The sequence below is a fragment of the Psychroserpens sp. BH13MA-6 genome (assembly GCF_052983595.1).
In genome coordinates this window covers 277,270-290,477 of record NZ_JBRJGE010000004.1, presented here as the reverse complement: position 1 = coordinate 290,477, position 13,208 = coordinate 277,270, and the positions used below count along the sequence as shown (strand labels likewise).

Below are 13,208 nucleotides of genomic sequence, written 5' to 3'. Positions count from 1 at the left end.
TATAAAAATTAATCAAGTTTCGGTAATTCGAGCGTATTCAAAACACTCTTTTTCTTCATCAATTTTTCGATAGCATCTGATGTTCGAGGTGCTTCCTCAGAGAGGTTAATGGGACCGCTTTCAGTCACTAAAATATCGTCTTCAATTCGTACTGCAATCCCGTGCCATTTTGGATCGCAATCGCTTCCATCGGGAATATAGATACCCGGTTCAACTGTAATCACCATATTGGCTTGCAGTGCACCATAGGTACCAGGATCATGCACATCTAACCCTATATGATGAGACGTCCCATGTGGAAAATACTGCCTGGCCTCACTTTCATTTTTAGCAATACCTAAATCAATTAAGCCTTGATAAACCACTTTTCTCGCCGCCGTATCAGGTGATTGCATCGAATTGCCAATGACAGTTGCCGCAATACCAGCTTCTTGCGCGTTGTAAACAATATCGTAGATAGCTTTTTGTTCGTCACTAAAGGTACCGTTGGCAGGAATCGTACGTGTCACATCGGCTGTATAACCGTGGTATTCTGCACCCAAATCCATAAGCACTAAATCATTCTCAACTTTCATTTTTGAGTTTTCAATGTAGTGAAGTACACAACCATTATTTCCAGCACCAACAATACTTGGATATCCTTCATACTCACTTCCATAAATTTTATAAATGTATTCATGAACACCTTGAATTTCAGTCTCAGACATACCTGGATGCATTGCTTTCATTATCTCACGTTGCCCCATAGCTGATATACGAACCGCCTTTTTAAGCAATACCAATTCTTCTTCTGTTTTTACTTCTCTTAAAGCAGCCATCAAATAGGATAGGGTTCTCGTGTCTGTTTTTACCGTTGGAACATCCACATTGCTATTAGCTTCCGTTTCAATGTCATCTGTGGCATTTTCAATCGTATAATTATCTACTAGCTTAATTTGTTGTTTAAATGATTGAATCAAATCATATAAATCTGCGTTCTCTCTTGTGTCTCTGTAATCATTCTTAAAATCCATATACATCACTTTGTCAAAACCTGTAAAATCAATGCCAGAATTCATAAATTCGCTACCGTTAAAAACGTGCTCAAATCCAAGCTCAGATTTGGCGCCATCAACACCCAATCTGCGTCCTGTCCACTGCTCTGCTCTCGGATTTCGCTCTTGAACAAATAACAGTTCATTGTAGGTTTGTCCGGAAGCATTTGTTTGGTTCTCAGAAAAAATAACCAGTACAGCGTGCGGTTCCTTATAACCCGTTAGGTAATAAAAATTAGGATCTTGGTGATATACGTAATCTACATCGTTCGCTCTATTTCTAACAGCATTCGCAAAGAACACAGCCACACTATTGGATGGCATTTTTTGACGCAACACATCACGTCTCGATTGATGAAATTCCTTACTTAAATAATCCTCAGGCAGGCCTTCTTGAGCATTGACAAAGCATATGCTAAAACATAATAACAAAAGAATAACTGGCGATTTCATAAGACTGAGTTTTAAAGATTTCTGAAAATTAACAATAAATGACCATTCTGTAAGAGAAGATGCTGGTATTAACACATTTTTAATCTATTTTTCTATTATTAAGCCTTCTAAGAAACAGATATTTTTCGATACATTTGTCAAAGTAAAATTACAACAAAAATAGGACACATTAGAAGATGAAAAATACAGCTTTAACAGAAACACACGTTGCCTTAGGTGCTAAAATGGTTCCTTTTGCAGGCTATAATATGCCAGTACAATATGAAGGCGTTAATATAGAACATGAAACGGTTCGAAATTCTGTAGGCGTATTTGACGTATCGCATATGGGTGAATTTTTGATTGAAGGTCCAAAAGCCTTAGAATTAATACAAAAAGTAACGAGTAATGATGCTTCAAAATTAACCGTGGGGAAAGCGCAATATAGTTGTATACCTAATGACGTTGGCGGTATCGTTGACGATTTAATTGTTTACCGCATCAAGGAAGACACCTATATGTTGGTAGTTAATGCCAGTAATATTGAAAAAGACTGGGAATTTATCTCGTCTAAAAATGATGTAGGTGCCACCATGCGTAACTTAAGTGATGCATATTCCTTGCTGGCCATTCAAGGTCCGAAAGCCGTTGAAGCCATGCAAACATTGTCTAGCCATGACTTATTTCAAATTGGATTTTATAATTTTATTGTTGGTGACTTTGCAGGTATTGAACACGTTATAATTTCTGCTACAGGCTATACAGGCAGCGGAGGTTTTGAAATCTATTGCAAAAATAGTGAGGTGAAGCAAATTTGGGATAAGGTTATGGAAGCTGGTGAACCCTATGGTATCAAACCTATTGGTTTAGCAGCCAGAGACACTTTGCGTCTTGAAATGGGTTACAGCCTTTATGGAAATGATATTGACGACAGTACATCGCCTTTTGAAGCAGGTTTGGGTTGGATTGTAAAATTCACGAAGTCCTTCACCAATTCTGATAATTTATCTGAGCAAAAAAAGCGTATTTTAAACAGAAAATTAGTCGCATTTGAATTGGATGAGAAAGGCGTGCCAAGACGCGGTTATGACATTGTAGACGCCAATGGAAAAGCAATTGGTAAAGTAACTTCAGGCACGATGTCACCATCCTTAAAAAAGGGCATTGGCCTAGGGTATGTCTCACCCATTTTTTCTGATTTTGGCAGCAAAATTTTCATTCAGGTACGCAAAAATGCGATTCCTGCAACGGTTGTAAAATTACCTTTCTACAAGGCATAGCCAATCAATGAGGAAAGATTCATGAAGGCGTTCGACAGTAAACATCGTATTTTGATTTTAGGCGCTAGTGGATTCATTGGTAATGCCATCTACAAAGAGCTCTGCGCTTATTTTAAAACGTTTGGCACCTATCGCATTCCAAAGAAAGACTATGATAACAACCAGCATTTCTTTCAGTATAATGTGGAGGAAGATGATATTTATGACATCCTAAAAGCGACGAATCCTTCCATAGTGATTTCCTGTTTGAGAGGTGATTTTAGAGCGCAAACCATCGCACACCAACACATTTCAGAATACCTTCTAGAACACGATTGTAAAATCATATTTTTATCTTCTGCCAATGTATTTGATGCCTACAGCAAATACCCAAGTTATGAATTTGACAAAACCCTTAGCGGAAGTATTTACGGACACTTCAAGATTAAAATAGAGAACATGCTATTGCGGTTACCAAAGAAAAAAGTGGCCATTGTTCGTTTACCTATGGTTTTGGGGTCGCAATCACCAAGACTCAAGGAAATCAAACAGCATTTACGAGATAAGACAGCGATAGAAATTTTTCCAAATATCATTATGAATGTTACGACTGACTCTAAGGTCACGCAGCAAATTCATTATATGATCAATCGAAATAAATATGGCATTTTTCATTTAGGAAGTATTGATTTGGTGCACCATGATGAATATATCAAGGATATCATCAAACAAATTCCCTATAAAAATGGTGTCACCTACAAACACGTCTACACCACCAATGAAGACCGATATCTGGCCGTTTTACCTAAATTTAATAAGCTGCCTAAACATCTTGAAATCACGAGTGCTGAAGTGCTCAAAGACCTTACAAAATAAGGTTAAGCATTCTGCGAAAGCAATAGCTTTACGAAGTCACTTCAAAGAAAAAACCATTCGCTTTATCTTTTTTTATAGCCTCAGTTATCAATATGCCTTATATTTATAAGAAATACACTAATTTTATTTAAAATACCTACCTATGAGTTTAATGAAAGATGAAACGATAGAAAAGCGATTACTTCGCTTTCCTGACTGGGAACACAGAAACAACACCTTATATGCTGAATTTGAATTTGATAATTTCAAAGATTGTTTTAGCGCGATGAGTAGAATTGCCTTCGAGTGTGAATCGCAAAATCATCATCCAGAATGGACGAACGTTTACAATGTGCTTAAAATTTCATTGTCAACACATGATGTCAATGGTGTCACTGAAAAAGACTTCAAATTAGCCCAAGCCATTGAAGATATCGTAGAAGTACAAGACTGAAGTTGACCACGTTTATTTATGTTACACGTCACTACCATTCATTATGCTTAAACGCACCGTATTTTTTTTATGCACTTGTTTTTCGTTGTCATTCGGTTTCTCTCAAGACAACCAACGCTTTTGTGAACAGTTACAAGCGCTACAGAAGTTAGTAACATCTAATCATTACCAACCTAAAGTCATTAATGATAGTTTATCGAGTAGCGTTTATGATTTATTCCTAGATAACTTGGATGATAGTAATCGTTTATTTATGCAGGAAGATATCGATGTTTTTGAAAGCGACCGCCTTCAAATAGATGATTATATCCATACGAATAATTGTGAGTTCGTCACTAAATATGCCGAGGTTCTGAATCAACGCATTGAGGATTCAAAAGATATTCTTAGAGCATTAGAAACCGTCACTTTTGACTATTCTGGTAAAGATACTTTACGATTTAAAAAAGATTCCAAGTGGCCTTATTTTAGAAGTAAGGAAGCTGTTAAAAGCTATTGGAGCAAGCGCATGCGCTATAATATTTTATATGCTTTAGTAGAAAATGATTCGGTTTTAGACCGTTTAAAAACGGACTTTAAAGACCTAGAAAAAGAACTAAAACCCAAACTCATTCAAAAAGAAATTTGTCAGTTAGAAGCTTTACAAAATAAGCTGGGAAGTCTTGATGCTTTTGTTAAAGAATCCTTTCTTAATGCCTATCTCCATTATCACGATCCAAATTCATCGTTCTTTACACCTACGGAAAAGGAAATTTTTGAAAGTTCGCTATCTAACCATCAATTTTCATTTGGTATCACCACAGAAAAAAACGATGATGGTGATATTGTCATCGTACATATTTCTCCTGGAAGTGCCGCCTTCAATAACGGTGAAATTGAAGTCAACGATGTAATTAAATCGCTTCAAACAACCTCACAAACGTTGGAGACTTATTGTGTTTCCAATGAAGACGTTATAGACTTTTTATTTGATCAAAAGCACAACACCATCACCTTTAAAATAAAAAAGAAAAATGGTCCTGTTCTTGATATTGAACTCACGAAGACCGAGACCAAAACTGAAGATAATACGGTTTCAGGATTCATCATAGAAGACCAATCAAAGGTAGGGTATATCAGTATTCCTAGTTTTTATTCAGATATGGATTCTCCAAATGGCCTCGGACTTGCGAATGACGTCGCCAAAGAATTATACAAACTACAAAAAGAGAATATTGAAGGCTTGATTCTTGATTTAAGATTCAATGGTGGTGGTTCCATGAAAGAGGCAGCAGATCTTTCTGGAATGTTTATCAATAGAGGTCCGCTGTCCATTTTGAGATACAACAATGGTGAGACCATAACTATTAAAGACTTTAACAGAGGATCGCTTTTTACAAAGCCCATAGTCGTTTTGGTAAATAATTACAGTGCTTCTGCTTCTGAATTTTTCGCGGCTTCTATGCAAGATTATAACAGAGCCGTCATTGTTGGAGCCACAACCCATGGCAAGGCTTCTGCTCAAGTGATATTTCCGCTCGATGAAGATGAAACACTTGGTTATTCAAAATTAACAGTTGAAAAATTTTATCGGGTGACCGGACAAAGCCACCAATCTAAAGGCGTTGTGCCAGACATCATTCTACCTAATTTATACGACGGCTTTAAAACTCAAGAGCAATTTGAAGCCTTCGCTCTTAAAAACGACACGGTAGGTAAAACCATCAAATTTCCGAAACTAAAAAAACTACCCGTTTTAGAGCTCAAGAAAAAAAGTTTCAACCGATTAGTAAATCACACACCATTTGAGGCTATAAAAGGACTCAATCAATTGATTTTGAATAACTATTTCAATTTGGATACCGAATACCAGTTAACGCTTGATAATGTCTATAACGAAATCATGAATTATCGCCAACATTGGAGCACTATCAGTCAACCACTGGACGTCCACCAATCTAGATTTTTAGTCAAAAACTCGCAATCAACAAAAGAAGTGATGCGTTATAATGAAGACCAAAAGCGTTTAAACGAAACCATTCTTAAAGACATTAAACAAGATATATATATAGAAGAAGCTCAAGCCATACTTCAAGACTTACTCAAATTAAACGCCTTAAACTAAACATGAAAACCATTACTTTAAAACTTACCGTCACATTATTCTTAGTTGTTCAATTCTCGAACGCGCAAAAATTTAATAATGCCGCAGAATATCTAGACTTTATAGGTGCTGAACAACAGACCATCATAAAAAACATGTGGAAATATACCAAAGCAATTGCCCACAGTAAGAGCGACAGAAGTATCAATGGTAAGCGACAAAATCTTCTAAAATCAATGGAGCGTGCTATCGCAAAAATTCAAAAAGCGGAAGGTTTTGACGGTGACGATTATAAAAATAAAGTTTTAGAACAGCTCATTTTTAAAAAGGATTTACTCAACCAGGATTATGCAAAGATCATTGATATGAAAGCAGTCGCCGAACAATCCTATGATGCCATGGAAGCTTACATTATTGCGCAAGAGATGGCCGACAAAAAGATGGAGGAATCCCAACAAGAATATGAAAAGAACTTCTACGATTTTGCCGCTAAACACCAAATTGACATCATTGAAAGTGAAACGGATTTAGGCCATAAAATGAAACTTTCTAATGAAGTATTCACGCATTACAATGACTTATACCTTATTTATTTTAAAGTCTACATGAATGAAATATACTTGTGGGAAGCTATTGAGGAAGGTAATGTTAGTGCGATTCAGCAAAATGCCAATGCCCTGAGTGTGTCAGCCCATGAAGGCCTAGAAATCTTAGAAACGCAAACAGCTTATAACAACGACGACTCCATTATCAAAGCGACAAAAAATGCCTTTGAATTTTTTATTGATGAAAGTGAAAATAAAATACCTCAAATCACTGAATTTTTAATTTTAAATGAAGATTTTGAATCTATAAAATCCAATTTAGAACAAACACCTGAAAAAAAACGAACTAAGGAACAAATTGATAACTATAACAAAAAAGTAAAAGCCATTAATAAAGCCGTGAATACTTACAATAAGACCAATACAGAGCTGAATAATGAGCGACAAAATATGATCAATAGCCTCAATAACACAAATGCCAACTTTTTGTCTAAACACATCCCAAATGATTAAGCATGGGTATTGTCTGTTAGCTATAATTTCAATAATTTTGAATCGAATTAAAACGATATAAATAAGAAAAACCATGGGAAGAGCTTTTGAATTTCGCAAAGCAAGGAAAATGAAACGATGGTCTGCAATGAGCAAAGCCTTTACACGTATTGGCAAAGACATTGTTATGGCCGTTAAAGAAGGTGGTCCAGATCCTGATGCAAATTCTCGCTTACGTGCCGTCATTCAAAATGCAAAAGCCGTTAATATGCCTAAAGATAATATTGAACGCGCGATCAAGCGAGCGTCTGATAAATCTCAAGGTGATTATAAAGAAGTGGTTTTTGAAGGCTATGCACCGCATGGTATTGCTGTTTTAGTAGAGACAGCTACAGATAACAATACGCGAACAGTAGCCAATGTTAGAAGTTACTTTAATAAGTGTGATGGTAGTTTAGGAACTTCTGGTTCAGTGGTATTTATGTTTGATCATACTTGTAATTTTAGAATCGACGCTGAAGGTTTAGATCCGGAAGAAATTGAACTTGAATTTATAGATTATGGAGCTGAAGAGGTGTTTGCTGATGACGACGGTATATTAATTTATGCTCCTTTCGAAAGCTTTGGAGCCATACAAGCAGAATTGGAGTCTCGTGGGATCGAAATACTATCCTCTGGTTTTGAACGTATCCCGCAAGTCACTAAAAAGCTTACACCTGAAGAAGCCGAAGATGTTGAAAAACTTTTGGAAAAACTAGAAGAAGATGATGATGTTCAAAATGTCTATCACACCATGGAAGAATCCACAGAAGAATAAATTTTCTTAAATAATTTTACAACCCGAACCCTGTTTCGGGTTTTTTTATACCTCATTTTGAGAGGTCTTTATCTCAATCCACCGACTCATATATTTCGTACTTTGCATCGTATGATGCTGCAACATTTGACCGACGAAATTTTGTCGTCGATGTGCTTCTAAATCTGCCGTTAAGCGCTGTAACCTTTCGGTTAGTTTAATGATATAATCGTCTTTTGAAAAATCTGATTCCAATAATTCAAAACCAAATTCTTGTTGTGCAGACCAAAGTGTATGGTCCTTATATAACGCCACAGCAAAGGCTACAAATTTTTCTGGATCATCACAGACTACCATGGTATCATCATCCGTTTCAATAATACCCTCTGCTCCTATAGTTGTTGAGACAAAGGGTGTTCCACTTTGCATAGCATCAAACAGCTTTCCTTTTAATCCAGCTCCAAATCGCAGTGGTGCTAAAAGCACTTTCGCTCCTTGCATGACCTCACGGGCATTTTCTGCAAATCCTTTGATTAAGAAGCCTTCCTTTTCATTATGCAATTGGTCAATCTTTTGAGAACTATAAGCGCCGTAATTGTGTAATTCTGCAGTTGGCAGCTGCTTACGAATAGCTTTCCATAGGGATTGTTTCAAATAAAGCAGAGCATCATAATTGGGTTCATGCAGAAAGTTTCCAATACTGATAAAGTGCTTACGTGAAGCAAATTCTGGAAGCGCCATTTTGACATCCTGAGGTATTGGATCCAATAAAAAGGGCACGTAAAGTAATAAGGATGGATCCAATTTGAAGGTATTCATGAGCACTCGCATTTCAGCTTTAGAGATAATCAAACTCAAATCACATCGATAGATACTGGCTATTTCTCGTTTTGTCGTGTCATTTATCAAATGCTGTTCGATACTTTCAGAAGCACGCTTAAAAGCATCTTGTCTAGCACGTCTTAAAAAATGTAAGTCTTCAGTATCCAAAATTTTAAGTGCTTGCGGACACTGCTGAGATACACGCCAACCAAATTGTTCTTCGGTCATAAACCTGTCAAATAAAACGATTTGTGGCTGTAAGTCTAAAATGAACGTATCAAAGCTCGAATGATTCAATTGAATAGGAACACTATCAATGGCCATGGCCGTTAAATCCGTGGCATTGTCTGTTTTGTTGCAAGCACTAGCAAAAGTAATCTGGTAATCATGGTTTTTAAAAAAGGAAATGAGTTGCATCATTCTTTGACCTGCTGCAGAACTATTAGGTTCAGGCCATACGAAACCTATGATTAAAAGCTTTTTCAATTGATGCAATGCCTATTGTGGTTGTTCTTCACGCATGACATAACTAAATCGTGCCATTTCTGCCCATTCTACAATGGCTTTGATCTCTTCATCGGTAAGTTTGGCGTCATCATGGGTATAAGTATATGATTCCAAAGGCATTTTTTTCTCCTTCACCTCCTCTATCAATTCCTCCAACTTGTGGCGCTTCTTTTTTACACTGTAATTTTCCCAGTCTGAAACATCGAAATGTTTCTTTCCATCTTCAACATGCTCTGCCATCCAATAATTAACAGGTGTAATACTGCTATACCAAGGATATCTTGTGACATCGCTATGACAGTCAAAACACGTGTTTTTTAAAATGCCATGAACTTTTTCTGGTGGATTGGTATCGGCAATAAAGTTATCAATTGAGGATAATTCACCTTGATTTCTGTCTGGACCAAAAAATTGCATGACCACAAAAACAAACAATAAAGCCACTAGTATTTTTTTTACGATTTTCATATTTTTAGGAATTAAAAGACAACTATTTCGAATACATAAGAAACCAAGAATGGTTTGTTTTACAATCCATAATATTCATGTCATACGTTCGCTAAAATTAACAAAAACAACTTGACGACAAAAGAACTTTATAAAGAATTAACGTATGTAAATCATTCTAGGGAGAAGCGTTTACATTATGCGTATTTAGTTATTAATCATCCTGAGCTAATTCCCAAGCTATTGAATATATTATTCATGGTGGACGACAAAATCTCCTGTCGAGCTGCTTGGGTGTTTGAGTTTATGTGTGGTGAAAAATTGGAAGCCTGTATTCCATATTTGGATGAATTTACCGAGAATATCCATCGGGTTCATTTGGATCCTGCTGTACGTCCAGTCGCTAAAATATGTGAATATTTAGCGAAAGCTTATTACGCGAAAGACGCTAACCGAATCAAGACTTCTTTGAGTCGTAAACACCAAGAACGCATTATTGAAGCATGTTTTGATTGGATGATTAACGACGAAAAAATTGCACCTAAGGCCTATGCTATGAATACCTTATTTCTTTTTGGAAATGATCATGATTGGGTACATCCTGAATTACGCATGATCATAGAGCGCGATTATCAAATGCAAAGCTCAGGTTTTAAAGCCAGAGCACGACAAATACTTAAAAAATTGAATAAAAATTCGTAATCCTAGATGGCAAATCGCCAATCAAATGCTTATCTTTGCGCCTTCTAAAACACACAACCAATGTCAATTTCATCTCTCAATGCTATCTCACCAATAGATGGCAGATATCGTAATAAAGTCGATAAACTAGCGCCCTATTTTTCTGAAGAAGCACTCATAAAATATCGCGTTTTGGTTGAAATTGAATATTTCATTGCATTATGTGAGCTCAAACTACCGCAACTCGCTGATATAGACTCTAAGGTGTTTGATGATTTAAGAGCCATTTATAAAGGCTTCACACCGAATGATGCACAAGCGATTAAGAAGATAGAAGCCATCACGAATCATGATGTAAAGGCTGTGGAGTATTTTATCAAAGAACAATTTGACAAGCTCCATCTTTCACAGTACAAGGAGTTTATACATTTTGGATTGACATCGCAAGACATCAATAATACCGCGATTCCTTTGAGTATAAAGGAAGCTATGAACGATGTCTATATACCAGAATATTTAGAGGTATTAGAAAAATTAAAGTCCTTAGCCGAAGAATGGAAGTCGATTCCTATGTTGGCAAGAACCCATGGACAACCTGCCTCTCCTACGCGATTAGGCAAGGAAATTCAAGTATTTGCAGTGCGGTTGGAAGAGCAATTCAATTTATTAAATGACATTCCAAGTGCTGCTAAATTTGGAGGAGCCACTGGAAATTTCAATGCGCATAAAGTCGCTTACCCAACTGTAGATTGGAAAGCTTTCGGAACCGAATTCGTGCAAACAAAATTAGGATTGCAACATTCGTTTCCAACCACTCAAATTGAGCATTATGACCATATGGCAGCCTTATTTGATGCCTTGAAACGTATCAATACCATCATTATAGATTTAGATCGTGATATTTGGACTTATGTCTCTATGGACTACTTCAAACAGAAAATTAAAAAAGGGGAAGTTGGTAGTAGCGCCATGCCACACAAAGTGAATCCTATAGATTTTGAAAATTCCGAAGGTAATTTAGGAATTGCCAATGCCATTTTTGAACACTTATCTGCAAAATTACCTATATCCAGATTACAACGTGATTTGACAGATAGTACAGTATTGCGAAATGTAGGTGTTCCTTTTGGCCACACATTAATTGGATTTAAATCGACGTTAAAAGGCTTGAACAAGTTATTACTGAATGAAAGTAAATTTGCACAAGATCTAGAAAATAATTGGGCTGTTGTTGCAGAGGCTATTCAAACCATCCTCAGACGTGAAGGTTATCCCAATCCATATGAAGCGTTAAAAGGGTTAACCCGAACCAATGACACAATCAACGAACAATCCATTTCAGAATTTATTGATACCTTAGCAGTCTCTGACGCCATAAAATCAGAATTAAAAGCCATCAGCCCAAGCAATTATACAGGCATTTAAATAGCATGAAAAAACCGACACGAAATACGTTGACCTTAATTTACTCAGGGCTCATAGTTGTTGGCTTTTTTATCGCTGGTGTCCTAGATATTTTAGATTATTTAATCGTAAAAGCCATTCTCTTTTTGGCATTCGCATTGCTGGCCGTATATCTAGTGATGATTATCTTGAAGGATTCTGAAAAAGAAAACCACCCTAAGTAGTCAGACCTAAGGTGGTTCATTAACATTAAATAAATATCTGTGATAAGCTTATTTAAAGAATTTACTTATTTGTTTTAATTGTCCTTGTTGAAAATCGCCTTCATCCAAAACAGATGACAATTTCATAATCTTATTGAAATTCATATCATCTCCTAAAATTCGTACTACGGCAAATCCCGTTTCCTCAGAGTTTCCAAAAAGTATAAATTCATCAACATCTTCACCATCACCTATACATTTGATGACAAATTTCCCTTCTGTAGAATTTCCACCACGCATTAATTCTTCATACTTAGGATCTTTAAGAATAGCTTGTACTTTTGCAATTTCCACTTCCATTTTAGAGGCATTGACACTGTCTTTTAAAAAAGCTAAAACACTTAATTTTTCAACAGATTCATAAGCTTCTTTTAACTCTTCAGACAACTGTTCCTCATTAATATTCAAGATACTCACAGGAACGTCCAAAGAGGTAAATCCCGGTGACAATTCATGATCAACATAATAGGACTGAAGCGTTAAATCTTGGTTGCAACTCTGTAAAGTCACAACCAAAATTAACAACTTGATTATAGTTTTGATTGATGTGTTCATAATCTAATTATTGCTTTTTACCAGCTTTTTTCAACTGCTCTCCACCAGGCATGTTCATTTGACTGGTCAACTTAGAGATTTGTCTTAAATCGATATCTCCAGTTAAGGATAATAATACCGTTTCTACTTCTCGCTTTTTACCATTGATAGTAATGTCCTGTCCATTAGTAAATTCCTTTAAACCATTCACGAACATTAAAAGTTCCTTTACATGATTCTCATCTTTACCTTCCTTTACATAAAAGTTAACGGTTTGGTCACCATCCTTAATACGCATCAACTCATCCAATTTTGAAGTTCTCAAATAACTGGTAACTGTTGCGTTCATATCTGCAGAAATTTTTTCATCACCTGTTGTAAAAACTTTCAAACCTGTGATATTCTTTGCCATATTGATATATTCTTGCGCTTCCGGATCGTCTACGTCTATATTCATTGTGGCCAACATGCTAAACATTTTTTGGTTCACAACTACGGACATCACACCTTTTTGATCTTCATATTTATCAAAAATTCCTTGGGCAAAACTTACTGATGATGTCAAAACGACTGCTAATATTACTACTAATTTCTTCATGA

Annotated in this window: 14 protein-coding genes; 9 read left to right on the top strand and 5 right to left on the bottom strand. The window is 36.2% G+C overall.

Features of this window, described 5'->3' with window-relative positions; genetic code table 11:
- Window positions 1-8: 8 nt before the first annotated feature.
- The gene (locus tag ACU8DI_RS10370) at window positions 9-1,487 is read right to left on the bottom strand and encodes an aminopeptidase P N-terminal domain-containing protein (protein WP_447112704.1); all 1,479 of its coding nucleotides are present in this window, start codon (window positions 1,485-1,487) and stop codon (window positions 9-11) included.
- A gap of 176 nt (window positions 1,488-1,663) precedes the next feature.
- Between ACU8DI_RS10370 and gcvT the strand changes: the two genes are divergently transcribed.
- The 6 genes from gcvT to ACU8DI_RS10340 all read left to right on the top strand — a co-directional run bounded on the left by gcvT (window position 1,664) and on the right by ACU8DI_RS10340 (window position 7,971).
- Window positions 1,664-2,746: a glycine cleavage system aminomethyltransferase GcvT gene (gene gcvT, locus ACU8DI_RS10365; RefSeq protein WP_447112703.1), complete on the top strand. Its 1,083-nt coding sequence runs from the start codon at window positions 1,664-1,666 to the stop codon at window positions 2,744-2,746.
- A gap of 21 nt (window positions 2,747-2,767) precedes the next feature.
- Complete coding sequence (locus tag ACU8DI_RS10360; protein WP_447112702.1) at window positions 2,768-3,601, top strand: sugar nucleotide-binding protein; 834 nt, start codon at window positions 2,768-2,770, stop codon at window positions 3,599-3,601.
- A gap of 142 nt (window positions 3,602-3,743) precedes the next feature.
- Window positions 3,744-4,034, top strand: a complete 291-nt coding sequence (locus ACU8DI_RS10355; RefSeq protein ID WP_447112701.1) for a 4a-hydroxytetrahydrobiopterin dehydratase — start codon at window positions 3,744-3,746, stop codon at window positions 4,032-4,034.
- A 43-nt stretch (window positions 4,035-4,077) separates the two neighbouring features.
- Window positions 4,078-6,138, top strand: a complete 2,061-nt coding sequence (locus tag ACU8DI_RS10350; RefSeq protein ID WP_447112700.1) for a S41 family peptidase — start codon at window positions 4,078-4,080, stop codon at window positions 6,136-6,138.
- Window positions 6,139-6,140: 2 nt separating this feature from the next.
- Window positions 6,141-7,175, top strand: coding sequence for an LIC11966 family surface protein (locus tag ACU8DI_RS10345; protein WP_447112699.1), 1,035 nt, complete (start codon window positions 6,141-6,143; stop codon window positions 7,173-7,175).
- Window positions 7,176-7,248: 73 nt separating this feature from the next.
- Window positions 7,249-7,971 carry a YebC/PmpR family DNA-binding transcriptional regulator gene (locus tag ACU8DI_RS10340; RefSeq protein ID WP_447112698.1) on the top strand — a complete coding sequence of 241 codons (723 nt, stop codon included), beginning with the start codon at window positions 7,249-7,251 and terminating at the stop codon, window positions 7,969-7,971.
- A 45-nt stretch (window positions 7,972-8,016) separates the two neighbouring features.
- On the opposite strand, the gene ACU8DI_RS10335 is transcribed toward ACU8DI_RS10340, so the two are convergent.
- Window positions 8,017-9,258 (bottom strand): glycosyltransferase, encoded by a 1,242-nt coding sequence (locus ACU8DI_RS10335; protein WP_447112697.1) that lies wholly within the window; start codon window positions 9,256-9,258, stop codon window positions 8,017-8,019.
- A gap of 12 nt (window positions 9,259-9,270) precedes the next feature.
- Window positions 9,271-9,747 (bottom strand): heme-binding domain-containing protein, encoded by a 477-nt coding sequence (locus tag ACU8DI_RS10330; protein WP_447112696.1) that lies wholly within the window; start codon window positions 9,745-9,747, stop codon window positions 9,271-9,273.
- A 111-nt stretch (window positions 9,748-9,858) separates the two neighbouring features.
- Between ACU8DI_RS10330 and ACU8DI_RS10325 the strand changes: the two genes are divergently transcribed.
- Genes ACU8DI_RS10325 through ACU8DI_RS10315 form a run of 3 tightly spaced genes read left to right on the top strand, consistent with a single transcriptional unit; the run spans window position 9,859 to window position 12,035 of the window.
- Entirely contained in the window at window positions 9,859-10,428 is a 570-nt protein-coding gene (locus ACU8DI_RS10325; RefSeq protein ID WP_447112695.1) for an adenylosuccinate lyase, read from the top strand.
- A 60-nt stretch (window positions 10,429-10,488) separates the two neighbouring features.
- Complete coding sequence (gene purB, locus ACU8DI_RS10320; RefSeq protein WP_447112694.1) at window positions 10,489-11,832, top strand: adenylosuccinate lyase; 1,344 nt, start codon at window positions 10,489-10,491, stop codon at window positions 11,830-11,832.
- A gap of 5 nt (window positions 11,833-11,837) precedes the next feature.
- The gene (locus ACU8DI_RS10315) at window positions 11,838-12,035 is read left to right on the top strand and encodes a hypothetical protein (protein ID WP_447112693.1); all 198 of its coding nucleotides are present in this window, start codon (window positions 11,838-11,840) and stop codon (window positions 12,033-12,035) included.
- A 48-nt stretch (window positions 12,036-12,083) separates the two neighbouring features.
- Here ACU8DI_RS10315 and ACU8DI_RS10310 read toward each other — a convergent pair whose 3' ends face one another.
- Both ACU8DI_RS10310 and ACU8DI_RS10305 read right to left on the bottom strand, forming a co-directional pair.
- Window positions 12,084-12,629 carry a DUF4252 domain-containing protein gene (locus ACU8DI_RS10310; protein WP_447112692.1) on the bottom strand — a complete coding sequence of 182 codons (546 nt, stop codon included), beginning with the start codon at window positions 12,627-12,629 and terminating at the stop codon, window positions 12,084-12,086.
- A 7-nt stretch (window positions 12,630-12,636) separates the two neighbouring features.
- Window positions 12,637-13,206, bottom strand: a complete 570-nt coding sequence (locus ACU8DI_RS10305; RefSeq protein ID WP_447112691.1) for a DUF4252 domain-containing protein — start codon at window positions 13,204-13,206, stop codon at window positions 12,637-12,639.
- Window positions 13,207-13,208: the final 2 nt, after the last annotated feature.

Coding starts and splice junctions, on each gene's coding strand:
- ACU8DI_RS10355 (WP_447112701.1), top strand. CDS start 3,744: ATGAGTTTAATGAAAGATGAAACGATAGAAAAGCGATTACTTCGCTTT.
- ACU8DI_RS10330 (WP_447112696.1), bottom strand. CDS start 9,747: ATGAAAATCGTAAAAAAAATACTAGTGGCTTTATTGTTTGTTTTTGTG.
- ACU8DI_RS10310 (WP_447112692.1), bottom strand. CDS start 12,629: ATGAACACATCAATCAAAACTATAATCAAGTTGTTAATTTTGGTTGTG.
- ACU8DI_RS10350 (WP_447112700.1), top strand. CDS start 4,078: ATGCTTAAACGCACCGTATTTTTTTTATGCACTTGTTTTTCGTTGTCA.
- ACU8DI_RS10360 (WP_447112702.1), top strand. CDS start 2,768: ATGAAGGCGTTCGACAGTAAACATCGTATTTTGATTTTAGGCGCTAGT.
- ACU8DI_RS10370 (WP_447112704.1), bottom strand. CDS start 1,487: ATGAAATCGCCAGTTATTCTTTTGTTATTATGTTTTAGCATATGCTTT.
- ACU8DI_RS10345 (WP_447112699.1), top strand. CDS start 6,141: ATGAAAACCATTACTTTAAAACTTACCGTCACATTATTCTTAGTTGTT.
- ACU8DI_RS10315 (WP_447112693.1), top strand. CDS start 11,838: ATGAAAAAACCGACACGAAATACGTTGACCTTAATTTACTCAGGGCTC.
- ACU8DI_RS10340 (WP_447112698.1), top strand. CDS start 7,249: ATGGGAAGAGCTTTTGAATTTCGCAAAGCAAGGAAAATGAAACGATGG.
- purB (WP_447112694.1), top strand. CDS start 10,489: ATGTCAATTTCATCTCTCAATGCTATCTCACCAATAGATGGCAGATAT.
- gcvT (WP_447112703.1), top strand. CDS start 1,664: ATGAAAAATACAGCTTTAACAGAAACACACGTTGCCTTAGGTGCTAAA.
- ACU8DI_RS10305 (WP_447112691.1), bottom strand. CDS start 13,206: ATGAAGAAATTAGTAGTAATATTAGCAGTCGTTTTGACATCATCAGTA.